At 63.6% G+C, this 22,393-nt stretch carries 19 protein-coding genes and 1 pseudogene; 11 read left to right on the top strand and 9 right to left on the bottom strand.

The features are described 5' to 3' along the window. Positions 1 to 169 precede the first annotated feature (169 nt). The 6 genes from ACW9IB_RS26365 (at position 170) to ACW9IB_RS26390 (ending at position 7,126) form a co-directional block, all read left to right on the top strand. A complete protein-coding gene (locus tag ACW9IB_RS26365) occupies positions 170 to 1,093 on the top strand; it encodes a substrate-binding domain-containing protein (RefSeq protein WP_457369217.1) in 924 nt (307 codons plus the stop codon). Between the two features lie 63 nt (positions 1,094 to 1,156). Then, positions 1,157 to 2,665, top strand: coding sequence for a sugar ABC transporter ATP-binding protein (locus tag ACW9IB_RS26370; protein WP_457416080.1), 1,509 nt, complete (start codon positions 1,157 to 1,159; stop codon positions 2,663 to 2,665). Next, on the top strand, positions 2,631 to 3,623 hold the full coding sequence (locus ACW9IB_RS26375) for an ABC transporter permease (protein WP_457369215.1): 993 nt from the start codon (positions 2,631 to 2,633) through the stop codon (positions 3,621 to 3,623). The genes ACW9IB_RS26370 and ACW9IB_RS26375 overlap by 35 nt, the downstream gene beginning before the upstream one ends. Positions 3,624 to 3,651: 28 nt before the next feature. Then, on the top strand, positions 3,652 to 4,731 hold the full coding sequence (locus tag ACW9IB_RS26380; RefSeq protein WP_457369214.1) for an alcohol dehydrogenase catalytic domain-containing protein: 1,080 nt from the start codon (positions 3,652 to 3,654) through the stop codon (positions 4,729 to 4,731). A 2-nt stretch (positions 4,732 to 4,733) separates the two neighbouring features. Next, complete coding sequence (locus tag ACW9IB_RS26385) at positions 4,734 to 6,266, top strand: FGGY-family carbohydrate kinase (RefSeq protein ID WP_457416082.1); 1,533 nt, start codon at positions 4,734 to 4,736, stop codon at positions 6,264 to 6,266. 134 nt (positions 6,267 to 6,400) lie between these two features. Continuing rightward, positions 6,401 to 7,126 (top strand): SDR family oxidoreductase, encoded by a 726-nt coding sequence (locus ACW9IB_RS26390; RefSeq protein WP_457416084.1) that lies wholly within the window; start codon positions 6,401 to 6,403, stop codon positions 7,124 to 7,126. Here ACW9IB_RS26390 and ACW9IB_RS26395 read toward each other — a convergent pair. The 6 genes from ACW9IB_RS26395 to ACW9IB_RS26420 form a co-directional block, all read right to left on the bottom strand. Then, on the bottom strand, positions 7,123 to 8,127 hold the full coding sequence (locus ACW9IB_RS26395; RefSeq protein WP_457416086.1) for a LacI family DNA-binding transcriptional regulator: 1,005 nt from the start codon (positions 8,125 to 8,127) through the stop codon (positions 7,123 to 7,125). The two genes, ACW9IB_RS26390 and ACW9IB_RS26395, sit on opposite strands and share 4 nt — an antisense overlap. 58 nt (positions 8,128 to 8,185) lie before the next feature. Next, entirely contained in the window at positions 8,186 to 9,049 is an 864-nt protein-coding gene (locus tag ACW9IB_RS26400) for a LysR family transcriptional regulator (protein ID WP_457367963.1), read from the bottom strand. Between the two features lie 66 nt (positions 9,050 to 9,115). Then, positions 9,116 to 9,877: an alpha/beta fold hydrolase gene (locus tag ACW9IB_RS26405; protein ID WP_457416088.1), complete on the bottom strand. Its 762-nt coding sequence runs from the start codon at positions 9,875 to 9,877 to the stop codon at positions 9,116 to 9,118. A 103-nt stretch (positions 9,878 to 9,980) separates the two neighbouring features. After that, the gene (locus ACW9IB_RS26410; protein ID WP_457416090.1) at positions 9,981 to 11,396 is read right to left on the bottom strand and encodes an efflux transporter outer membrane subunit; all 1,416 of its coding nucleotides are present in this window, start codon (positions 11,394 to 11,396) and stop codon (positions 9,981 to 9,983) included. Beyond that, positions 11,389 to 13,362, bottom strand: a complete 1,974-nt coding sequence (locus tag ACW9IB_RS26415; RefSeq protein ID WP_457416092.1) for a MacB family efflux pump subunit — start codon at positions 13,360 to 13,362, stop codon at positions 11,389 to 11,391. The genes ACW9IB_RS26410 and ACW9IB_RS26415 overlap by 8 nt, the downstream gene beginning before the upstream one ends. Position 13,363: 1 nt before the next feature. After that, positions 13,364 to 14,536, bottom strand: coding sequence for an efflux RND transporter periplasmic adaptor subunit (locus ACW9IB_RS26420; RefSeq protein ID WP_457416094.1), 1,173 nt, complete (start codon positions 14,534 to 14,536; stop codon positions 13,364 to 13,366). 257 nt (positions 14,537 to 14,793) lie between these two features. Between ACW9IB_RS26420 and ACW9IB_RS26425 the strand changes: the two genes are divergently transcribed. From ACW9IB_RS26425 to ACW9IB_RS26440, 4 genes are all read left to right on the top strand, one after another. Further along, a complete protein-coding gene (locus ACW9IB_RS26425; RefSeq protein WP_457367958.1) occupies positions 14,794 to 15,276 on the top strand; it encodes a sigma-70 family RNA polymerase sigma factor in 483 nt (160 codons plus the stop codon). A 119-nt stretch (positions 15,277 to 15,395) separates the two neighbouring features. Continuing rightward, entirely contained in the window at positions 15,396 to 16,733 is a 1,338-nt protein-coding gene (locus ACW9IB_RS26430) for a lysine N(6)-hydroxylase/L-ornithine N(5)-oxygenase family protein (protein WP_457416095.1), read from the top strand. Between the two features lie 66 nt (positions 16,734 to 16,799). After that, positions 16,800 to 18,020, top strand: coding sequence for a putative DNA modification/repair radical SAM protein (locus ACW9IB_RS26435; RefSeq protein ID WP_457367956.1), 1,221 nt, complete (start codon positions 16,800 to 16,802; stop codon positions 18,018 to 18,020). Then, the gene (locus tag ACW9IB_RS26440) at positions 18,017 to 18,850 is read left to right on the top strand and encodes a TIGR03915 family putative DNA repair protein (RefSeq protein WP_457416097.1); all 834 of its coding nucleotides are present in this window, start codon (positions 18,017 to 18,019) and stop codon (positions 18,848 to 18,850) included. Before ACW9IB_RS26435 ends, ACW9IB_RS26440 begins: the two co-directional genes overlap by 4 nt. A 235-nt stretch (positions 18,851 to 19,085) precedes the next feature. Here the strand turns inward: ACW9IB_RS26440 and ACW9IB_RS26445 are convergent, their stop codons facing one another. Next, the gene (locus tag ACW9IB_RS26445; RefSeq protein WP_457416099.1) at positions 19,086 to 19,583 is read right to left on the bottom strand and encodes an Lrp/AsnC family transcriptional regulator; all 498 of its coding nucleotides are present in this window, start codon (positions 19,581 to 19,583) and stop codon (positions 19,086 to 19,088) included. Between the two features lie 184 nt (positions 19,584 to 19,767). Further along, positions 19,768 to 20,028, bottom strand: a pseudogene (locus ACW9IB_RS26450) (ornithine cyclodeaminase); the annotation flags it as partial. 241 nt (positions 20,029 to 20,269) lie between these two features. Between ACW9IB_RS26450 and ACW9IB_RS26455 the strand changes: the two are divergent. Next, entirely contained in the window at positions 20,270 to 21,163 is an 894-nt protein-coding gene (locus ACW9IB_RS26455) for a GNAT family acetyltransferase (protein ID WP_457416101.1), read from the top strand. Positions 21,164 to 21,232: 69 nt separating this feature from the next. Here the strand turns inward: ACW9IB_RS26455 and ACW9IB_RS26460 are convergent, their stop codons facing one another. Continuing rightward, positions 21,233 to 22,252 carry a branched-chain amino acid aminotransferase gene (locus ACW9IB_RS26460; RefSeq protein ID WP_457367952.1) on the bottom strand — a complete coding sequence of 340 codons (1,020 nt, stop codon included), beginning with the start codon at positions 22,250 to 22,252 and terminating at the stop codon, positions 21,233 to 21,235. Positions 22,253 to 22,393: the final 141 nt, after the last annotated feature.

Below are 22,393 nucleotides of genomic sequence, written 5' to 3' on the forward strand. Positions count from 1 at the left end.
GTGACCCGCCGTAAGGGCGGAACCAATATCAGCCATCACCCAAATAACGGATATGTCCCCAGGCCCGACCAACGGAGACTTGCGCCCCTCCAATTTCCTTGTTAGCTTTTCACAAAATGTTAACGATAACATTTGCTCTAACAATAAAAACAAAACAGAGACCCACGCCATGAAAATGCTTCCGAAAACCCTGTGTTTGTTGGCTGTAAGCATCACCCTCGGCTCCACTTCCCCGGCCTTTGCCGACGCCGCCAAGCCGCTGCGCATCGGCGCCTCCTTCCAGGAAATCAACAACCCTTATTTCGTCACGATGAAAGACGCGCTGGAACAGGCCGGCGCGACCATCGGCGCGAAGCTGATCGTCACCGACGCCCGCCACGATGTGTCCAAGCAAGTCAGCGATGTCGAAGACATGCTGCAAAAGGGCATCGATATCCTGTTGATCAACCCCACGGATTCGGTGGGCGTGCAGTCGGCGGTCAAATCCGCCCATGCCGCCGGCGTGGTGGTGGTCGCGGTGGACGCCCAGGCCGACGGCCCGCTGGACGCCTTCGTCGGTTCGAAAAACTTCGACGCCGGCTTCCAGGCCTGCGAATACCTGGCCAAAAACATCGGCGACAAAGGCAACATCGCGATCCTCGATGGCATCGCCGTGGTGCCGATCCTCGAGCGCGTGCGCGGTTGCAAGGAAGCCGTGGCCAAGCACCCGGACATCAAGATCGTCAGCATCCAGAACGGCAAGCAGGAACGTGACCAGGCGCTGACCGTCACCGAAAACATGCTGCAGGCCCAGCCCACCCTCAAGGGCATTTTCAGCGTCAACGACAACGGCTCCCTCGGCGCGCTGTCGGCTATCGAAGCCAGTGGCCTGGACGTGAAACTGGTGAGCGTCGACGGAGCGCCGGAAGCGATCAAGGCGATCCAGAAACCGGGCAGCAAATTCATCGCCACCTCGGCCCAATACCCTCGCGACCAGATCCGCCTGGCCCTGGGCATCGCCCTGGCCAAGCACTGGGGCTCGCAAGTGCCCGCCACCATTCCGGTGGACATCACCTTGATCGACCAGGCCAAGGCCAAGGACTTCAGCTGGTAAGTCGCCCAGGCCCCACGCCAATCGTGGGGCCCAGGTCATTCTTCTGAGCACGGGGTCGGCGGTATGAGCAGTCTTCTGAAGCTGGAAAATATCTGTAAGCGTTACCCGGGGGTGCAGGCCCTCAAGTCCATCAACCTGCAAGTGGAACGCGGTGAGATCCATGCCTTGCTCGGTGAAAACGGTGCGGGCAAATCGACCCTGATGAAGATCCTCGGCGGTGTCGAGCATCAGGACGAAGGACAGATCCTGATCGATGGCCAGGCGCAGCAGTTTGCGACCTACCGTGATGCGATCGCCGCCGGCATCGGCATCGTGTTCCAGGAATTCAGCCTGATTCCCTACCTTACGGCGGTGGAAAACATCTTCCTCGGCCATGAGCTGAGCAATCGCTTCGGCCTGTTGCGCAAGCGCGAGATGGTCGAAGCCAGCGAGGCCCTGTTCAAGCGCCTGGGGGTAAGCATCGACCTGCAATGCGCGGTCAGGCACCTGAGCGTGGCCGAGCAGCAGTTCGTCGAGATCGCCAAGGCCCTGGCCCTGGACGCGCGCCTGCTGGTGCTCGACGAACCGACGGCGACGCTCACGCCGAGTGAAGCCGAGCTGTTGTTCGACATCATGCGCGAGCTCAAGCGCCAGGGCGTGGCGGTGATCTTTATCTCGCACCACCTGGAGGAGATTTTCCAGGTGTGCGACCGCATCAGCGTGCTGCGCGATGGCGGCAATGTGGGCGTGACAGACGTGGCCGACAGCGATATCGACCGCCTGGTGGAAATGATGGTGGGGCGTCGGCTGGAAAGCAGTTTCCCGCCCAAACCGGTCACCGAGCGCGGGCCGCTGGTGCTGGAGGTCAAGGATATCCAACTGGTGCGCAACGGCCCCCACAACAGCTTTCAATTGCACAAGGGCGAAATTCTCGGCTTTGCCGGGCTGGTCGGTTCCGGCCGCACGGAGCTGGCGCTGGGGGTGATGGGCGCACTGCCGTCGGTGAGCAAGGACGTGTGGCTGCGCGGTGAAAAAGTCAGCCTCGATGACCCCGCCCAGGCCCTGGCCCATGGCATCGGCCTGTTGCCGGAGAGCCGCAAGAGCGAAGGGCTGATCACCGATTTCAGCATTCGCGAAAACATCTCCCTGAACAACCTGCCCAAATACCAGAACGCCTCGGGCCTGATCGACAAGGGCCGCGAATGCGCGAGTGTCGAGGGCTTGATGAAGCAGTTGTCGATCAAGGCGCCCAGCGGCGAAAGCCGGGTGCTGAACCTCAGTGGCGGCAACCAGCAGAAGGTGGTGATCGCACGCTGGATCAACCACCACTGCGACGTGCTGGTGTTCGACGAACCCACCCGTGGCATCGACGTCGGCGCCAAGGCACAGATCTACGCGCTGATGCGCAGCCTCACCGAACAGGGCTACGCGATCATCATGATTTCTTCCGAATTGCCCGAAGTCATCGGCATGTGCGACCGCGTCGCCGTGTTCCACAAGGGCGCCATCGTCAAGGTACTCGAGGCGTCTGCCGTCAATCCTCAAGAGGTCATGCGCCATGCAACAGGGGGCTCAAGTGAATATGTCCATTAACGCCGCAGGCACGGGCCGCCTGCGCCTGAACCTGGCGCGGCTGGTGCGTTCGCCGGCGTTCTATCCCTTTGTCGGGCTGGTGGTGGTCACCCTGGTGATGATCCTTGCCAGCGACACCTTCCTGACCACCAGCAACCTGTCGAATATCGCGCGCCAGGTGTCGATCAACGCGATCATCGCCGTGGGCATGACCTGCGTGATTCTCACCGGCGGCATCGACCTGTCGGTGGGCCCGGTGATGGCGCTGTCCGGCACCCTCACGGCTGGCCTGATGGTCGCCGGCCTGCCGCCAGGCCTGGCGATTGGCGCAGGGATGCTGATCGGCGTGGCCTTCGGTATCGGCAACGGCCTGTTCGTCGCCTACCTGCACATGCCGCCGATCATCGTCACGCTGGCGACCATGGGCATCGCCCGTGGCCTGGGCCTGATGTACACCGATGGCTACCCGATCTCGGGGCTGCCGGAGTGGTTCGGTTTTTTTGGGCGCCAGAGCCTGTTCGGCATCGAAGTGCCGATCCTGATCATGCTGGTCACTTATCTGGCCGCCTATGTGCTGCTCCAGCACACCCGCGTGGGCCGCTACATCTATGCCATCGGCGGCAATGAAGAGGCGGTGCGGTTGTCGGGCGTGCGCGCGGCGCGTTTCAAGTTGCTGGTGTATGGCATCAGCGGCCTCACGGCGGCGATTGCCGGGCTGGTGCTGACCTCGCGCCTGATGAGCGGCCAGCCGAATGCCGGTGTGTCGTTCGAGCTGGACGCGATTGCCGCCGTGGTACTGGGCGGGGCGTCGATTGCCGGCGGGCGCGGGGTCATCGTCGGCACCTTGCTCGGCGCCATGCTGCTGGGCGTACTGAACAACGGACTGAACATGCTCGGGGTCTCGCCCTACGTCCAGAGCGTGATCAAGGGCGGGATCATTTTGCTGGCGATCTTTATCAGCCGTCAGCGCCATCGTTAAACCTCTTACAAGAACAGGACCGAACACCATGGACAAGCACACTGAAATGCAAGCCGTCGTCTGCCACGGCCCCAAAGACTACCGTCTGCAACACATCAGCAAACCCAAGGCGCGCGCCCATGAACTGGTGATCCGGATCGCCGCGTGTGGCATCTGCGCCAGTGACTGCAAGTGCCACTCGGGCGCGGCGATGTTCTGGGGCGGCGACAACCCGTGGGTCAAGGCGCCCGTGGTACCGGGCCATGAATTTTTCGGGTATGTGGTGGAGGCGGGCGAGGGCGCCGAAGAGCACTTCGAGGTCAAGGTCGGCGACAAGGTGATCGCCGAACAGATTGTGCCGTGCGGCAAGTGCCGCTTCTGCAAGTCGGGCAAGTACTGGATGTGCGAAGTGCACAACATCTTCGGCTTCCAGCGTGAAGTGGCCGAAGGCGGCATGGCCCAGTACATGCGCATCCCCAAGACCGCCATCGTGCACAAGATTCCCGAATCGGTATCCCTGGAAGATTCGGCGCTGGTGGAGCCGATGTCCTGCTCGATCCACACCGTCAACCGCGGCGATATCCAACTCGATGACGTGGTGGTGATCGCCGGTGCCGGCACCCTGGGCCTGTGCATGGTGCAGGTGGCGGCATTGAAAACCCCGAAAAAGCTGGTGGTGATCGACATGGTCGACGAGCGCCTGGAACTGGCGAAAAAATTCGGCGCCGATGTGGTGATCAACCCGGCCCGGGACAATGCCCGCGAGATCATCAACGGCCTCACCGATAGCTACGGCTGCGACGTGTACATCGAAACCACCGGCGTACCGGCGGGCGTGACCCAAGGGCTGGAGCTGATTCGCAAGCTCGGGCGGTTTGTCGAGTTCAGCGTGTTTGGCGCTGAAACCAGCGTCGACTGGTCGATCATCGGCGACCGCAAGGAACTGGACGTGCGCGGCGCCCACCTTGGCCCGTATTGCTACCCGATTGCCATCGACCTGTTCGAACGCGGCCTGGTCACTTCCAAAGGCATCGTCACCCATGACTTCCCGCTGGATGACTGGGCCGAAGCCTTCGACCTGGCCAATTCGACCAAGTCGATCAAGGTGCTGTTGAAGCCGGTGGTGTGAAGATGGACTACGTGATGGGGGTCGACATCGGCACCCAGAGCACCAAGGCACTGCTGGTGGATGGTCAGGGACAGATCATCGCCCAGCACAGCCAGGGGTATCGCGTGGATACCCCGAAGGTGCGCTGGGCCGAGCAATGGCCGCAGGTCTGGCTGGACGCCGTCGAGACCTGCGTGGCGCAGTGCATGGCCAAGGCCGGCGTGCCGAAGGCGCAGGTCAAGGCGTTGTGCATCAGTAGCCTGTACGGTGGCTCGGGCATTGCGGTGGATGCGCAGATGACGCCGCTGCACCCGTGTCTGATCTGGATGGACCGTCGCGCCGGCGAACAGGTGGCCTGGGTGCGTGAACACGTGGACCTGGAGCGCCTGTTTCAGATCACCGGCAATTCGGTGGACAGCTACTACGGCTTCACCAAGATGCTCTGGCTCAAACAGCACCAGCCCCAGGTGTGGGCCAACACCCGCTACCTGTTGCCGCCCAACAGCTATATCAACTGGTGCTTCACCGGCGAGCTGGCGGTGGACCACAGCAGCGCCGGCAATATCGGTGGGGTCTACGATGTGCAGGCGCGCAACTGGTCGGGCGAAATGCTCGATGCATTGGGCATTCCGCGGGCGATGATGCCGCAGCGGCTGGTGCATTCCGGTGACGTCGTGGGCGGTTTGCAGGAACACTGGGCCACGCGCCTGGGCTTGCCGGCGGGCATGCCGGTGCTGGCCGGTGGCGTCGATGCGGCCATGGCCACGTTGGCGGCGGGTGTCACCCAGCCGGGCAACCATGTGGCGATGATCGGCACCAGCATGTGTTGGGGTTATCTGAACCAGCAGGTGGATGCGCGTCACGGTCTGGTCAGCATGCCCCACGTCTACAACGGGCACCGCGACCTGTACATCTTTGGCGGTGCGATTACCGCCGGAGCGTCGGTCAGTTGGTTTCGCGAGCAGTTCTGCCAGGCTGAAGAGCAACAGGCCAAGGCCGCCGGCCAGGACAGCCTGGCGTTGCTGGAGCAGGCCGCGACGAAGGTTCCGGCGGGCAGCGAGGGCTTGCTGTTCCTGCCGTACCTGATGGGCGAGCGCAGCCCGGTGTGGGATGACCGCGCCAGCGGCAGTTTTGTCGGGCTGAACCTCTATCACAGCCGCATCCACCTGTACCGCGCGGTGCTGGAGGGCGTGAGTTTTGCCCTGCGCCACAACATCGAAGCGGGCACGCGCGGTGCGCAGTCGCTGGACCCGCGCTTGATCGTGGTCGGCGGCGCGAGCCATTCGGACCTGTGGATGCAGATCATCGCGGATGTCACACGCTACCCGGTGTACACCATCGTGCAGGAAGTGGAAGCGGCCCTGGGCGCGGCTTTGCTGGCAGCCCATACGGTGGGGTTGGTGAGTGATGGGCAGATGGACAAGGGGTGGGTGCAGCTGGAACTTCGGGCGGAGCCCAAGGCGGAACATGTCGAGGCCTATGACCGTGCGTTTGACCAATACCTGAAGCTGTATCCGGCGCTGAAACCGATCATGCATAACCTGCAAACCCACTGAATCAACACAATCGAATGTGGGAGCTGGCTTGCCTGCGATTACGGTGTATCAGTACCAGATGGATTGGCTGACACTCCGCCATCGCAGGCAAGCCAGCTCCCACAGGGATCTTCATCGTCTATGGAACAGTGACCATGAACGCAGCCTTTGATTTCACCCACCACCGCATCCTCGTCACCGGTGCCTCCAGCGGCATCGGTCGCGAGATCGCCAAACAGCTTATCGCCAGCGGCGCCGAAGTCTTCGCTCTGGGCCGTGACGCCAATGCGCTGTCTCAACTCGGCTGCCACACCTTGTGCCTGGACATCGCCGACAGCGTCGCTCTTGATGCGGCCCTGCAAGACTTGCCAGCGCTGCACGGCCTGGTCAATTGTGCGGGCATCTCGCGCCTGGAACCCGCTGCCGCCATCAGCGCCGAGGCGTTCGACCAGGTGATGAACGTCAACGCCCGCGCCGCAGCGCAAGTCGCCAGCCGCGTGGTGACGAGGATGATCGACGCGCAGATCGCCGGCAGTATCGTCAATGTCTCCAGCCAGGCCTCGTTGGTAGCGCTGGATGACCACCTCGGTTATTGCGCTTCCAAGGCCGCGCTGGATGCGATCACCCGGGTGCAGTGCGCCGAATGGGGCCGCTTTGGCATTCGCGTGAACAGCGTCAACCCTACGGTGACGCTCACGCCGATGGCCGCCATGGCCTGGTCCGATCCGGCCAAGCGTGACCCGGCGCTGGCCGCCATTCCGCTCGGGCGTTTCGCCGAAACGGCGGAAGTGGCGCTGCCGGTGTTGTTCCTGTTGAGCCAGGCCGCGAGCATGATCAGCGGGGTCAGCCTGCCGGTCGATGGCGGCTACACCAGCCGCTAGCCGTTTTCCAGCCGACCGGCAATCACCACCTTGTCGCGCGGCTTGTACGGATCTTCCAGGCGGTCGAGCAGCAGGCGCACCGCGCTGCTGCCGGCCAGGGAGGCGTCGTGGGCGACGCAGGCGATAGGCACGCCGAAGATGTCGGCGAAGGGCAAGCGGTCGATGCCGCAGATGGTCAGGCTGTCGTGGGGGATGTTGTGCATGCGCAGCGCCCGCAGCGCACCCAGGGTGATCAACTGGTTGAAACCCATGATCGCGTCCGGCGCGGCGTGTTCGGCCAGGTAGTCGAGGGTGTGCAGGTAAGAGGGCATCAGTGTGTAGTCGCCGGCCTGCACTTCGACCTGCACCTGGGGGTGTCCGGCGAGCACTTCGCGCAGGCCCTTGAGGCGTTCGACGGTGATGCGCGAATGTTCGGGGCCGGTCAGTACCAGCAGGCGCTTGAGGTTGGGGGTCTGGCGCAGCAGGTAGTGTGCGGCCTGGATACCGCTGTGGTAGTTGTCGAGCACCACGCGGCTGAACGGGCTGTCATGGATCGTCCGGTCGAGCAGCACCACCGGGGTCTTGCCATTGCCCAGGCGCTCCAGGTAATCGGGCTGGTAGTTCGGTTCATCCGAGACCGGCGACAGGATGATCCCCGCCACGCGGTAGCCCAGCAGGGTGTCCACCGCCTTGCTTTCCAGTTCTTCCAGTTCATCGGTGTCCACCAGCATGATGGTGTAGCCGTGTTGCTTGGCCTCGCGGGAAATCGCCTTGATCATTTCGCTGTAGAACGGGTTGTCCACCGAGGCGGTGATCACGCCGATGATCAGGCTTTCGCTGCGCTTGAGCCCGCGGGCGAAGGCGTTGGGCACGTAGTCCAGCTCCCGCGCCACTTCGAGGATGCGCGCCAGGGTGGCCGGCTTGACCAGGTCGGGCTTGCTCAGTGCACGGGACACCGTGATGGTGGTCATGCCGACCCGTTTGGCGATGTCACTGATGGTGACGGACTTTTTCTTGTTCATCGGCAAGGCTGCAAAGGAAAACACCCGCAGGCTAGCACGCGCGGCGGGAGTTGGTGGTTCAAATCAGCGGGTCCCAGCGCTGCGACCAGTCACTTTCCGCCTTGACCACATCGCGCAGCAACCCCAGGGCCTGTTGCAGCACCGCCGAATCCCGCGCCCGCGAATACACCAGGAAGGTCGGGAAGTTGAACTCCGGGGCCTTGGGCACGCGTTGCATCACGCCGCTGTCCAGGTAGCTCTGGACCACGCGGGTGCGGAAGTAGCCGGCACCGCCATTTTCCAGGATGTACTGCAACGCCAGCGGGCCGAGGTTGAAGCTCAGCGCGGCGCGAGCCTTGTCGGGCAGGGCGGTGTCATGCTGCTGGCGAAAGCCCGGGCCCCAGTCGATGTACACGTAGGGCTCGGGCTTGCTCACCAGTTGCACCAGGATCAGTTTTTCCTCCAGCACCTGCTCCACCTGCAACCCCGGCCAGTATTGCGGCTGGAACACCAGCGCCGCATCGAGCACGCCCAGCTCCAGCTGGCGCAGCAGGTAGTCGCCTTCACGCACTTCGGTGCGCAGGGCATGCCCGGGGATGTGTTCGCGCAGGGCCTGGGCCCAACCGAGCATCAATGGGTTGCACAGGCTGACTTCGCCGCCGATATGCAGCACGTTGCGGTAGCCGTCGGGCAGCGGCAGGTCACGCCGCGCGGCTTCCCAGGTTTGCAGCAACTGGTTGGCGTACACCACGAACGCCTCGCCGTCGGCGGTCAGCCGCGCACCGGCGCGGTTGCGCACGAACAGCGTGCTGCCCAGTTGGCTTTCCAGGCTCTTGACCCGTGCGGTGATGGCGGTCTGGGTGACGTGCAGTTTCTCGGCGGCGGCAGCCAGGCTGCCGCAGCGGGTGATTTCGAGGAAGGTGCGTGCCAGTTCGATGTCCATGAAGCCCCCGGAGTGAAGGCGGTCATTGTAGAGCGATGCCGGCGGGGAATGCGATCCGTGCGGGGCTCATTCCCAGATGCCGGTGTCCAGGCAGCGTGCCGACGGCGGTGGTTGCCGACCGTCGACCAGAAAACCGCCCAGCCATTGCTGCACGCAGTCCCGGGCCAGGGCAGAGGACTGGGTGGGTTCCTTGAGCAACAGCTGCTCGACACCGGACGCCAGTGGCTCCCCAGGCTCGGTATTGACCAGCACCATGCGCGCGACACGCTCCGGAAACAACGTGCCGTAGCGGCTGCCGAGCCGGGTGGCTTCGGCGTTGCCGAGGAAGTTGAGTTGCGCCTCGCCCAGTTGTGCGCGCACATACTCCATGTCCCGGGCGGCCTGTTCGACACCAGCGGTTTGAGCCAGGTCGCGGGGGCTCAGCTCGATCACGTCGTAGCGGTTGACCAGGGTACGGTAGGCCGGAGTGGCGTAGGACTCCCAGCGGCTGGCCAGATGAATGGCGAAGGTGCCGTCCCGGGCGATCTTCAGGTCGCCCGATTGGGTGAAGACCACGCCTTCGCGGTTCAGCGGATCGCGGGCGCCGACGCGGGTCAGTTTCAGGCGCAGGCTGCCGCGCCCGGGTCGGGCATGGTCGCGCGGCACGCTCACGATGCCGCACTGGGTGCGCCCGATGACCTCGGGGTCCAGGCGCTCGAAGTCGGGAAGGGGGCAGTCCAGCAGCCAGTCGATGGTGGTTGGGGTGATCAGCGTTTGGGCCGGGGCCAGGCTCGCTGCGAACCAGACGCAGCCGGCCAGCAGGCTACTTGCAAGGGTGCGGGGTTTCATCGAAGGGTCCGGTCAGCCGTGAGATAGCGGCTTTTTTACCAAGGACCCCGGGTAGAAAAATGTAAGGTGATTAAACGGTTGGTGTACGAAACCAGACTTTCGTTTATCGGACTTCGCTTTGCCAGCCGCCGCCCAATGCCTTGTACAAGGCGATGCTGGCTTGCAGGCGTGACAGGCGCAGTTGCACGGTGAGGTCCTGGGCGGCGTACAGCGTGCGTTGGGTTTCGAGTACGGTCAGCAAGTCTTCGGCACCGGCCTGGTAGCGGCTCTCGGCGATTTGAAAGGCCGATTGCGCCTCCTGCAGCTCTTCACCCTGCCATTGGCGTTGCTGGTCGAGACGGGTGATGCTGGCGAGGGCCTTTTCCACGTCGGCAAAGCCGTTGATGATTGCGCCGCGATAGGTTTGCAACAGCTCGTCCTGGCGTGCACGGGCCTTGTCGCGCTCGGCGCTCAGGCGGCCATTGTTGAAGATCGGCGCTACCAGCCCCGAGGTCAGGGTGTAGAACGGGCTGCGCAGAATGTCCTCGGCCTTGTAGGCGCCGGAACCGAGGGTCGCTCCCAGCGTGAAGGTGGGCAGCATCGCGGCACGGGCGACAGTGACGTCAGCACTGGCCGCCGCCAGTTGAGCCTCGGCCTGGGCAATATCGGGACGGCGACTCAGCAACTGGCTGGGCACGCCCGGGCCGATGCTCGGCCAGGTGAGGGCCTGGAACGGCTCGTCGTCCAACTGCAGCGCCTGTACCGGTTGGCCGAGCAGCGCGGCCAGGGTGATCAGGGACTCTTCCGCCAGTTGCTGGATCAATGGCAACTGCCGTTGCTGGCTGGCCACCAGGCTCTTTTGCTGGGCCAGTTCCAGGGCCGTCGCGGAACCGGCGGCGTAGCGGGTCTGGACCAGTTCGAGCACATTGCGCGCGTTGGCCAGGTTCAACTCGGCGATCTGCTGGCGTTGGCGCGCGGCAAGGGTTTGCGCGTAGCGGTCGGCGACGTTGCCGAGCAAGGTCAGTTCCACGGTGGCCTGGTCGAACTCGCTGGCCCGCAGGCTGTGCAAGGCGCTGTCCCGGGCGGCGGCACGGCCGCCCCAGAAGTCCACCTCGTAGCTGGCGCTGAGGTTGGCATCGTAGCTGTTCACGGTCCGGTTGCTTTGCGTGGCATTCAGGTCCGAGTTGCCGCTGCCGCGCAGCAGCCGTTCGCGGCTGGCGGTGAGGTTGAACTTCACCTCCGGCAGCAGCGGCGCCCCGGCGATCACCGCGCTGGCCTGGGCCTGGCGTACACGGGCGATGGCCGCGGCCACATCGAAACTGTCACGGCGCGCCTGATCGACCAGCCGGTTCAACTGCGGGCTGCCGAATTGGGTCCACCAGCGCTGGTTGGTGGCCTGGGCCGCTTCACGCTCGGCGAACTGCCAGGCGGCTGGCGCTGCGATGCCGCTGTCGACGGCTGCCGGGTTGCCTGTGCAGGCGTTGAGCAACAGACCCAGGCTGATCAGCGACAGGTGCGAAGGAAGGGATCGTTTATTCACTGGTCAACGCCTTAACCGGATCGAGCCGGGCAGCTTTACGGGCCGGCATGAAGCCGAATACGACGCCGGTGACCAGCGCACAGCCAAACGCGCCCAGCACGGCCACCAGGGAAAACTGCACCGCCACCTTGGCCAGCACCAGCACGCCGCCCACCAGCAGGGCCAGGCCGATGCCGCACAGGCCGCCGACCACCGAAAGCATCACCGCTTCGGTGAGGAACTGACGCAGGATGTCGCGCTGACGTGCGCCGGTGGCCATGCGAATACCGATCTCGCGGGTACGCTCGCGCACTGTCATGAGCATGATGTTCATCACGCCGATCCCGCCCACCAGCAGGGAAATCGCCGCGATCGAGCCCAGCATCAGCGACAGCGTATTCTGCGTGCGCGCTTCGGCCTGGATCATCGCGGCGTTGTTGGTCAGCTCGTAGTCGCGCTTGCCGTTGTGCAGGCGCTGCATCAATTGGTCGATGGCCACTTCGGCGTCATGCACCTTGCGGGCATCGGCCGCAGCGATCACTACGTATTCGGGGTTGTAGCTGCCGAACAGGCGCACGCTGGCGGCGGTATACGGGATGGCGATGCGGTCGTCGCTGTCTTTGTTGCCGGAGGTGGCGCCTTTTTCCGCGAGCACGCCGATCACCTGGAACGGCACGTTTTCGATCAGGATGTACTGGCCGATCGGGCTGACCTGGCCCTTGAACAGTTTTTCGCGGATCCGGTGGCCGATCACCGCGACCGTGGCCCCGGCGCGTTCATCGGCGGCGGTGAAGTAACTGCCCTCGACCACCGGCCAGTTGAAGATATCCGGGAAGTTGGTGTCGTTGCCGCCCACGTAGGCCATGTAGTCCACATTGCCGAAACGCACCCCGGCCTCGCTGCCGTTGACCGGCATGATGCGCTGCACCTGGGGCAGGGCTGCCAGTGCATTGACGTCATTGAGGGTGACGATGCCCAGCGGTGTACGCGGGTTGGGTGATGAGCCACTGAGGTAGATGATGTTGGAACCGAACGCGCCCATCTGCGCCATCACCTGGCGCTTGCTGCCTTCGCCCACCGCCAGCATCACCACTACCGACGCCACGCCGATGATGATGCCCAGCAGCGTCAGCGCGGTGCGAAAGCGGTTGATCCACATCACCCGCCAGGCGGCCTGCACGGCATCGGCCAGTTCGGCTTTCCAGGCGCCGTTGTGTTCGGCACCGTCGGCCAGGCGCTGGCGCAGGTCCACCGCTTGCAGGGCGCCGGCGTTGGCCGGCGCCGGTACGTGGCTGTCGCTGGCGGCGGAGTCGCTGATGATCAGGCCGTCGCGGATCTCGATGATGCGATTGGCCCGCGCCGCCACTTCGCGGTCGTGGGTGATCAGGATCACCACGTGGCCCTGGCCGGCCAGTTCGTCGAGCAGGGTCATCACCTCGGCGCCGCTGTGGCTGTCGAGGGCGCCGGTGGGTTCGTCGGCCAGGATGATATGGCCGCCGTTCATCAGCGCGCGGGCGATCGACACGCGTTGTTGCTGACCACCGGACAACTGGTGTGGCCGGTTGCCCGTGCGCTCGGCCAACCCCAGGCGGGTGAGCAGGGCGTGTGCACGGGCGTGGCGCTCGGCGGCGCTGATACCGGCGTAGATCGCCGGCATCTCGACGTTTTCCTGGGCCGAGCCCGACGGGATCAGGTGGTAGCCCTGGAACACGAAACCAAACGCCTCACGGCGCAGCCACGCCAGCTCGTCGCTGTCCAGGCGGGCGACGTTTTCCCCGGCGAACAGGTAGTCGCCGACGCTGGGGCGGTCGAGGCAACCGAGGATGTTCATCAGCGTCGACTTGCCGGAACCTGAAGCGCCGACAATCGCGACGAATTCCCCGGCGTGGATCGACAGGTCGATCCCGCGCAGCACATCGACCTGCGGGCTGTCGCCGCCGCCGTAGGACTTGCGGATGTTCTTGAGTTCGATCAGGGGCGTGGTCACCTCAACCCCCGTTGCCGTCAGCCGGGCCGATCAACAGGTGATCACCTTCGTTGAGGCCGTCGAGCACCTGCACCCGCAAGCGGTCGCTGATGCCCAGGCGCACTTCACGTTCTTCAATACGCCCATTCTCGGCCACCACGCGGGCGATCTGGCGGTCGGCGCTGCTGGTGCCCAACAGAGCGGCGACAGGGGCGGTGAGGGCGTCCTTGACCTGGCTTGCGACGAAAAACACTTGGGTGGTCATTTCGGCCATCAGTGCGTTGTCGGTGTTGTCCACGTCCAGCAGCACGGTGTACAGCACCACGCGGCCGGTGCCGCTCTTGCTCGAGCTGGTGGGGCTGCCGCTGCCCTGGCTGGTTTCGTTGAGGGGCTTGGGCGGGATCGGCAGGATCTGCCGCACGGTACTGGTCCAGCGCCGGTTGCCGCCGCTGAGGGTGGTGAAGTAGGCGGTCATGCCGGGTTTGACGTGGCCGATATCGGCTTCCGAGACTTCGGCCCACACGGTCATTGGCGACAATTTGGCGATGCGCAGGATCAATGGTGTCTGTTGCTGGGCGTTGAGGGTCTGGCCGACGCGGGCGTCCACCGCCACCACGGTGCCGGCCATCGGCGCATAGATCCGCGTGTAGCCGAGCTCGGCTTCGTCACTGCGCAGGCTGGCCTGGGCCTGAAGGATCTGCGCCTGGAACATGTCGACCCGCGCCTGGGTGGCGCTCAGTTCGGCCTTGGCGGTCTGCACGTCTTCTTCGCGGGTGGCATTGCCGGCGGCCAGGCGCTGCTGGCGTTGGTACTTCTGGCGCGCCAGTTCATGCAGGGCGCGTTGTTCCTGCAATTGCGCCTTGAGGTTTTCGATGGCGTAGCGACTGGCGTCGAGCTTGGCCTTCTGAGTGGAAGGGTCGATTTCCACCAGCAACTGGCCCTCTTTGACCTGGTCGCCGGCCTCGACGTGGATCTTCTGGATCTGCCCGGACGCCTGGGCGCCGACGTCCACATAACGGCGCGGTTGCAGGGTGCCCAGGGCGGTGACGCTGCTCTCGATATTGCCGCGCGTCACAGTCACGGTGGTCAGGGTGTCGCGGCCCGGCGGCAGTACCTGCCAGGCGGCGACGGCGATGACAGGGATCAGGCACGCCACCACAAGCAGGGCGCGTCGGGCGGGTCGAGGGCGTTTCATGCTTAGGTTCCAGCCAGGAAAGTTCGGAGCGCAGTTGCGCAGAGCTGACAGTTAAACGAGAGAAATGCGCGCAGATTTAGGCTGTTACACAAGCAGTTACAGCGCGCCGAGCGAAAAAAAACGGCTGTGGATGCAAGTCTGCTTTAAAAGTAGATGAGAATTACTATAAATTGCACGCATCCAAACTGCCATTACCGAATCGGCCGTCATCTCACGCACTCAAGGACCTAATGCCGCCTCCTCGGCGGTCGGGAGTCATGTTGGAAAACTACTATCGCGAGCTGGTGTGTTTCCTCAACGCCAAGCTGGGCAACCGTCAGGTGGCCGAGGATGTGGTGCATGACGCTTATGTGCGAGTGCTGGAGCGCGACAGCAGTACTCCCATCGAGCAGCCCAGGGCTTTTCTTTACCGCACCGCGCTGAACCTGGTAATCGACGGCCATCGGCGCAACGCGTTGCGCCAGGTCGAACCGCTGGACGTGCTGGACGCCGAAGAGCGCTTCGCCGTCAGTTCGCCCCAGGCCACCCACGACCACAGCCTGCGCCTGGAGATGCTCGAGCGTGCCCTGGCCGAACTGCCGACGGCCTGCCGTGACAGTTTCCTGCTGCGCAAGCTGGAGGGCCTGACCCACGTGCAGATCGCCGAACGCCTGGGCATTTCCCGCGCCCTGGTAGAAAAACACATCGTCAATGCCATGAAGCACTGCCGCGTGCGGATGCGCGAGTGGGAAGCGCACTGATCGATGATCAATTAAATTTTGTTTCATTGTCCTCGTTTCCTATCAACACATGGCCTGTTGAGCAGGTCTTGAAGGTATTCCCGCCCCACCGCCAAGGGGCTTATCCAGAGGACACTGGAATGACACAGGCAATTGCTTCGCCCGCGGTTCACGACCTGATCGGTATCGGTTTCGGCCCTTCGAACCTGGCGCTGGCCATCGCTTTGCAGGAGCGCGAAAAGGCGCAGGGCAAACTGGACGTGCTGTTTCTCGACAAACAGGCCGACTACCGCTGGCACGGCAATACCCTGGTCACCCAGAGCGAGTTGCAGATTTCCTTCCTCAAAGACCTGGTGACCCTGCGCAACCCCACCAGCCCTTACTCGTTCGTCAATTACCTCAAGGCCCACGACCGCCTGGTGGACTTCATCAACCTGGGCACTTTCTATCCCTGCCGCATGGAGTACAACGACTACCTGCGCTGGGTCGCGGCGCAGTTCCAGGCGCAGAGCCGCTACGGCGAGGAAGTGCTGGCCATCGAGCCGATCCTGCACCAGCAGCACGTCGAGGCGCTGCGCGTGATCTCCCGTGACGCCCAGGGCGAGCAGCATGTGCGCACCACCCGCTCGGTGGTGGTCAGCGCCGGCGGCACGCCGCGCATTCCCGACGCATTCAAGGCCCTCAAGGACGATGGCCGGGTGTTCCACCATTCCCAGTACCTGGCGCGCATGGCCACGCAGCCGTGCGTCGATGGCAAAGCGATGCGCATTGCGGTGATCGGCGGTGGCCAGAGCGCGGCTGAAGCCTTCATCGACCTGAACGACAGCTTCCCTTCGGTACAGGTCGACATGATTCTGCGGGGTTCGGCGCTGAAGCCGGCCGATGACAGCCCGTTCGTCAACGAAGTGTTCTCGCCGGCCTTCACCGACCTGGTGTTCCAGCAAGTCGGCGCCGAGCGCGAGCGCTTGGTGGCCGAATACCAGAACACCAACTATTCGGTGGTGGACCTGGACCTGATCGAGCGCATCTACGGCATCTTCTACCGCCAGAAAGTTTCCGGCATCGCACGCCAGGCGTTCCGCACCATGACCGTGGTCGAGAAAGCCACCGCCGGCCCGCTGGGCATCGAACTGGCCCTGCGCAACAACGCCACGGGCGAAACCAGCGTGAGCCACTACGACGCGGTGATCCTGGCCACCGGTTACGAGCGTCAGATGCACCGCGAACTGCTGGCGCCACTGGAAACCTACATGGGTGACTTCGACGTGACGCGTGACTACCGCATCGTTACGGACGAGCGCTGCAAGGCGGGCATTTACATCCAGGGCTTCAGCCAGGCCAGCCATGGCCTGAGCGATACCTTGCTGTCGGTCTTGCCGATTCGCGCGGACGAGATTGCGGCGTCGCTGTACGAGCATGACCGCCATCGCGGCAAGGCGCGTTCGGTGCACGACCTGCTGTTGGCCACCGCCAGCTGACAGGCGACGCTTGTGACATGGAGTGGTGGCTGATACTGTACATAAAACCAGTATCGGTAGCCCTCCATGCAGTTGATCGAAAAACTCAGCATCCTCGCCGACGCCGCCAAGTACGACGCCTCCTGCGCCAGCAGCGGGGCGCCCAAGCGCAGTTCCGAGGGCAAGGCGGGGCTGGGCTCCACCGACGGCATGGGCATCTGCCACAGCTACACACCTGATGGACGCTGTGTGTCGTTGCTCAAGGTGTTGCTCACCAATTTCTGCCTCTACGACTGCCAATACTGTGTCAACCGCCGCTCCAGCGACGTGCCCCGCGCACGGTTCAGCCCCGAGGAGGTGGTCACCCTGACCCTGGATTTCTACCGGCGCAATTGCGTCAGCGGGCTGTTCCTCAGCTCGGGCATCATCCGTTCGTCCGACTACACCATGGAGCAGTTGGTGCGCGTGGCCAGGCTGCTGCGCGAAGAACATGACTTTCGCGGCTATATCCACCTCAAGACCATTCCCGATGCAGACCCGGCGCTGATCGCCGAGGCCGGGCGTTATGCCGACCGCCTCAGCGTGAACATCGAGCTGCCCACCGATGCCAGCCTGCAGACCCTGGCGCCGGAGAAGCAGATCGGTTCGATCAAGCAGGCCATGCGCACCATCTACACCGGCGAACAGACCGTGTTCAACGAGCCGCGCGCGCCGCGTTTCGCCCCCGCCGGGCAGAGCACGCAGATGATCGTCGGCGCCGACGACACCGACGACAGCACCATCCTGCATGGCGCCGAGGCGTTGTATGGCAACTTCAAACTGCGTCGGGTGTATTACTCGGCGTTCAGTCCCATCCCCAACAGCCCGAAAAGCGTGCCCCTGGCGGCGCCACCGCTGATGCGCGAGCACCGCTTGTACCAGGCCGACTTCCTGCTGCGCAGTTATGGCTTCAGCGCCAATGAACTGTTCGAAGGCCCTGGCCACCTGGCGCTGGATATCGACCCCAAACTGGCCTGGGCACTGGAACACCGCGAGGTCTTTCCCCTGGACCTGAACCGCGCCGAGCCCACGCTGATCGCACGCATTCCCGGGATTGGCCTGCGCACCACCCAGCGGTTAGTGGACCTGCGCCGCGAACGCAAGATCCGCTTCGAAGACCTGGCGCGCATGCGCTGCGTGCTGGCCAAGGCCAAGCCGTTTTTCATCACCAGCGACTATCACCCGCAACAGGCGGACAGCAGCAGCGTGTTGCTGCGCGAACAATTGCGCGACCGTCCGCAACCGCAACAGATGGGGCTGTGGGCATGATCAGCCTGGAATGCGACAACCGGTTCGACACCTGGCGCGAACAGGCGCGCTGGCTGCTCAGCCATCAAGTCGACCCCAGCCAGGTGAGCTGGGGCGAGGCTGAAGTGGCGGACCTGTTCGCCACCGATGACCCGCTACCCGAAGGGTTGGGTCCGTTTCGGGCCCGGATTCCCAAGACACTGCTAGCGTTGCTGGAGTCGGCGGCGTGCTACCACGGTGAGCAGCGCTGGAGCCTGCTGTATGAAGTGCTGTGGCGAGTCAGCCACGGTGACCGCACGGCGATGCTGGCGGGGGACAAGCTGGGCAGCGAATTGCAGCGGCGGCTCAAGCAGGTCAGCCGTGAGGCGCACCACCTGCATGCCTTTGTGCGGTTTATCGCGTTGCCGGTAGATGCAGGGCCCGAGTTGCCGGAATACGTGGCCTGGCATGAGCCGGCCCACGACATCCTGCGCAGCGCCAGCGAGCATTTCATCGGGCGCATGGGCCGTCATCGCTGGATGATCGCAACGCCCCTGGACGGGGTCTATTACGACGGCGAGCAATTGATTCACCAGCGCGAATGCCCAGAGGCCTGGCGACAACTGGCGCAGAACGTCGATGACCCTCACAGCGCCATGTGGCTGACCTACTACAGCCACATCTTCAACCCGGCGCGGTTGAACCCCAAGGTGATGGAAGGGCACTTGCCGAGCCGGTTCTGGAAGAACCTGCCGGAAGGCAAGTTGATCCCGGGGCTGATCAGCGAAGCGCGGACGGGGAAGCAGAGGGACGGGCAGGCAAAATTGATCGGCGCCAAGCCTGGCAAACGTATTTCAAGCGGGTACGGTTAAAACCTGTGGGTTTGCTGTTGTGCTGATGGTATGCGGGCTTTTTGTGGTGAGCGGGCTTGTCCCGCGCTGGGCTGCGAAGCAGCCCCAACAAGGACACCGCGCCGTTTCAGACAAACCTCATCGTTCGGTTTCAGGGCCGCTTCGCGCCCCAGCGCAGGACAAGCCTGCTCACCACAAAGAGCCAGCTCACATATGACAAGCCTGCTCACCACAAAAGGCCTGCTCGCCCATCCGATCAGGCCAACCCCGTGGCGGTGTTCTTGACCACGGCCAGCTCCGGGTGCGCCACCAGCTTGTCGATGTGCAGGTCGGCGTTGTTCAGCCAGGTTTCGGTCAGTACTCGATAGTGTTCCATGTCCCGGCAGCGCATGCGCAGGCTGTAGTCGAACGGTCCGCTGATCAGCTGGCAGTCGAACACTTGGGGGCAGGCTTTGATGCAGGCTTCGAACGCCTTCTGCGCCGAGCGCTCGCTCTGGTTGGACAGCGCCACCAGCACCAGCAACGACAGCCCCGGCGAGACCATCTGCACATCGATGATCGCCCCGTACCCGCGAATCACCCCGCGTCGCTCCAGTTTGCGCACGCGCTCCAGGCAAGGCCGGGGCGTGAGGTGCACGAGGGACGAGAGCTTTTCATAAGTGATGCGTCCCTGGTGGCGCAACACTTCGATGATGGCTTCGTCGATGCGGTCCAGCACGGGAGGGGAATGGGGTCCGGGGGCCTTGGTATCCATGGGTTCACTTCAAGCGGTTGGAAAGAAAGGGTGGCAAACCGGGCGCGTTTGCCTGACCCTTCACATGGTACGGCCTTCCTCCGTCAACGTCTGTATGCGGGTGAGGGCGTGCCGGTTCAGCTTAGGCGCGCTTTTTCTGTGGCACGCCGGGTTGCCGGGCCAGTCGGGCAAACAGGTCCTTGGGGGCGGCGAGGTCCGGCACCAGTTCCTGAGTGTTCTTCGGGTGGCCGTTGACGTACTTGAAGGCATACAGGGAGGCATCGGACACCGGCATCAGTTCGATCACGCCGTCCGGGGAGTGGTTGGCCAGGCGGGCGCATTTCTCGAAGTCCTGCCAGCGCAGGTAATCGGCGCGGATGTACTCGGCCATCTCGCGAATGCAGGTCGGCAAGCCTTTTTGCGAGACGAGGTAGCTGAGGTCGTTCACATCGATATAGCGCGTCATGGAAATGCTCCTTCTTATTGGAAGACAGCCAGCGTTTTCCGCTGTAGCCGGAACAGGGCCGCAGGCCGGTTCAATGCCGCTATTGTGGAGGTTCCGGCGGTGGTATCCCGGCTGAAACAGGGCGGCAGCTCAGCCGGGAAAGCTGAAAAAGGCGGTTTGGCAGCCGAATCGGCTGTGCGCGCGGGCAGGCCATAACTTGCTATTGTGCGATCTGCCATTGACCCCTCAGCCAGGAGGAAGCATGTCCACCGCCGTTCGTCTCGCCCAGGCAACCGATACCGAAGGCATCAGCCAGGTCATCCTGGCGGCCCTGCACAGCAGCAATGCGCGGGATTATCCAGCGGACGTCATTGCCCGGGTCGCCGCTAACTTCACGCCGCAAGCCGTGTTGGTGTTGCTCAAGCGCCGCGTGGTGCTGGTGGCGGTGCAGGGCGAGGTGATCGTCGCCACGGCTGCGCTGGAGGACAATGTGGTGCGCTCGGTGTTCGTCAACCCATCGCTGCAAGGGCAGGGCATTGGCCGGCTGCTGATGCTCGAGATCGAATTGCGCGCGCGGGACGCCGGTGTGACGGTGCTGAGCGTGCCGTCTTCGCTGACCGCCGAGCCGTTCTACACCAAGCTGGGTTTCCACACGGTGCGTGATGTCTACCACGGCAACGAACGCACCCTGGTGATGGAAAAGGCCCTGTCGTCGCGTCACCCCATCGGGTCCTACCGTGACCGCCTGCACCGTAGCCAGGTGATCGCCCTGTGGCAGGACGCCTTCGGCTATGACACCGCACACAATCGGCCGGCCCTGGCGATCGACAGGAAGCTGGCGGTAAACGACGGGCTGTTTTTTGTGGCGACCGATAAAAAAGCCGTGATCGGTACAGTGCTCGCGGGTTACGACGGCCATCGCGGCTGGCTGTATTCGGTGGCGGTGCACGCCGATTATCGGCGCCAGGGGCTGGGCGCTTCGCTGGTGCGCCATGCGGAGCAGGCGTTGACGGCGCTGGGCTGCATGAAGATCAACCTGCAGATCACCGGCGGCAATGATGGGGTGGTGGGGTTTTACGAGGCGTTGGGGTATGGGGTGGAGCCGAGGATCAGCATGGGCAAGAAGATTGTGGAAAACATTCCCACCCAACCTTGAGAACAGCGAAAACCAATGTGGGAGCAGGCTGGCCAGCTCCCACAAGGGTTGTGGTGTTGCTTGGGAGGCTTAGACCTTGACGATCCAGCCTTCCGGCGCTTCGACGTCGCCGGTCTGCACACCGGTCAGCTCCTTGTAGAGCTTCTGGGTGATCGGGCCGACTTCGGTTTCGCTGTGGAACACGTGCAGCTTGCCGTTGTACTGGATCCCGCCGATCGGCGAGATCACGGCGGCGGTACCGCAGGCACCGGCTTCCTTGAACTGGTCCAGTTTGTCGATGAACACTTCGCCCTCGACCACTTTCAGGCCCAGGCGGGTCTGGGCCAGTTCGATCAGCGACAGGCGGGTGATGCCTGGCAGCACCGAAGGCGACTTCGGCGTGATGAACTGGTCGTCGTGGGTGATCCCGAAGAAGTTGGCCGAACCGACTTCTTCGATTTTCGAGTGGGTCATCGGGTCCAGGTAGATCGCATCGGCGAAACCGGATTTCTTCGCTTCGGAACCCGGCATCAGGCTCGCGGCGTAGTTGCCACCGACCTTGGCGGCGCCGGTGCCTTGCGGCGCGGCGCGGTCGAAGGTGGAAATCTGGAAATTGTGCGGCACCAGGCCGCCCTTGAAGTAGGCGCCGACCGGGATCGCGAACACCGAGAAGATGAACTCCGGCGCGGTACGCACGCCGATGTTGTCACCGGTGCCTATCACGAACGGGCGCAGGTACAGCGCGCCGCCGCTGCCGTACGGCGGGATGAACCGCTCGTTGGCCTTGACCACTTGTCTGCAGGCGTCGATGAACACATCAGTGGGCACATGGGGCATCAGCAGGCGGGCGCAGCTGCGTTGCATGCGCGCGGCGTTCTGGTCCGGGCGGAACAGGTTGATCGAGCCGTCCTTGCAGCGGTAGGCCTTGAGACCTTCGAAGCACTGCTGGCCATAGTGCAGGGCGGTGGAGCCCTCGCTGATGTGCAGCACGTTGTCGTCGGTCAGGGTGCCTGCTTGCCACTCGCCGTTCTTAAAGGTCTGGATAAACCGTTTGTCGGTCTTGATGTAGTCAAAACCCAGCTTGTCCCAATTGATGCTTTCGTTACCCATGACACCCTCTATCTCTGGTCAACCGCCTGGTCTAAGGCAGGCTTGTCGGTTTTTTTCTGGATGGGCGCAACAATACTTCATTCTCGCTTTGTGTGGGAGCGGGCTTGCTCGCGAATGCGGTGTGTCAGTCATCAGATTCAT

This window comes from Pseudomonas sp. SDO524_S393 (assembly GCF_054071875.1).

Bases quoted from the DNA above. Each gene is read 5' to 3' on its own strand.
- ACW9IB_RS26395 (WP_457416086.1), bottom strand. From the start codon at position 8,127: ATGAACAAGAAAAAGTCCGTCACCATCAGTGACATCGCCAAACGGGTC.
- ACW9IB_RS26380 (WP_457369214.1), top strand. From the start codon at position 3,652: ATGGACAAGCACACTGAAATGCAAGCCGTCGTCTGCCACGGCCCCAAA.
- ACW9IB_RS26455 (WP_457416101.1), top strand. From the start codon at position 20,270: ATGTCCACCGCCGTTCGTCTCGCCCAGGCAACCGATACCGAAGGCATC.
- ACW9IB_RS26425 (WP_457367958.1), top strand. From the start codon at position 14,794: ATGTTGGAAAACTACTATCGCGAGCTGGTGTGTTTCCTCAACGCCAAG.
- ACW9IB_RS26420 (WP_457416094.1), bottom strand. From the start codon at position 14,536: ATGAAACGCCCTCGACCCGCCCGACGCGCCCTGCTTGTGGTGGCGTGC.
- ACW9IB_RS26435 (WP_457367956.1), top strand. From the start codon at position 16,800: ATGCAGTTGATCGAAAAACTCAGCATCCTCGCCGACGCCGCCAAGTAC.
- ACW9IB_RS26370 (WP_457416080.1), top strand. From the start codon at position 1,157: ATGAGCAGTCTTCTGAAGCTGGAAAATATCTGTAAGCGTTACCCGGGG.
- ACW9IB_RS26405 (WP_457416088.1), bottom strand. From the start codon at position 9,877: ATGAAACCCCGCACCCTTGCAAGTAGCCTGCTGGCCGGCTGCGTCTGG.
- ACW9IB_RS26365 (WP_457369217.1), top strand. From the start codon at position 170: ATGAAAATGCTTCCGAAAACCCTGTGTTTGTTGGCTGTAAGCATCACC.
- ACW9IB_RS26460 (WP_457367952.1), bottom strand. From the start codon at position 22,252: ATGGGTAACGAAAGCATCAATTGGGACAAGCTGGGTTTTGACTACATC.
- ACW9IB_RS26430 (WP_457416095.1), top strand. From the start codon at position 15,396: ATGACACAGGCAATTGCTTCGCCCGCGGTTCACGACCTGATCGGTATC.
- ACW9IB_RS26385 (WP_457416082.1), top strand. From the start codon at position 4,734: ATGGACTACGTGATGGGGGTCGACATCGGCACCCAGAGCACCAAGGCA.
- ACW9IB_RS26440 (WP_457416097.1), top strand. From the start codon at position 18,017: ATGATCAGCCTGGAATGCGACAACCGGTTCGACACCTGGCGCGAACAG.
- ACW9IB_RS26390 (WP_457416084.1), top strand. From the start codon at position 6,401: ATGAACGCAGCCTTTGATTTCACCCACCACCGCATCCTCGTCACCGGT.
- ACW9IB_RS26375 (WP_457369215.1), top strand. From the start codon at position 2,631: ATGCAACAGGGGGCTCAAGTGAATATGTCCATTAACGCCGCAGGCACG.
- ACW9IB_RS26445 (WP_457416099.1), bottom strand. From the start codon at position 19,583: ATGGATACCAAGGCCCCCGGACCCCATTCCCCTCCCGTGCTGGACCGC.
- ACW9IB_RS26400 (WP_457367963.1), bottom strand. From the start codon at position 9,049: ATGGACATCGAACTGGCACGCACCTTCCTCGAAATCACCCGCTGCGGC.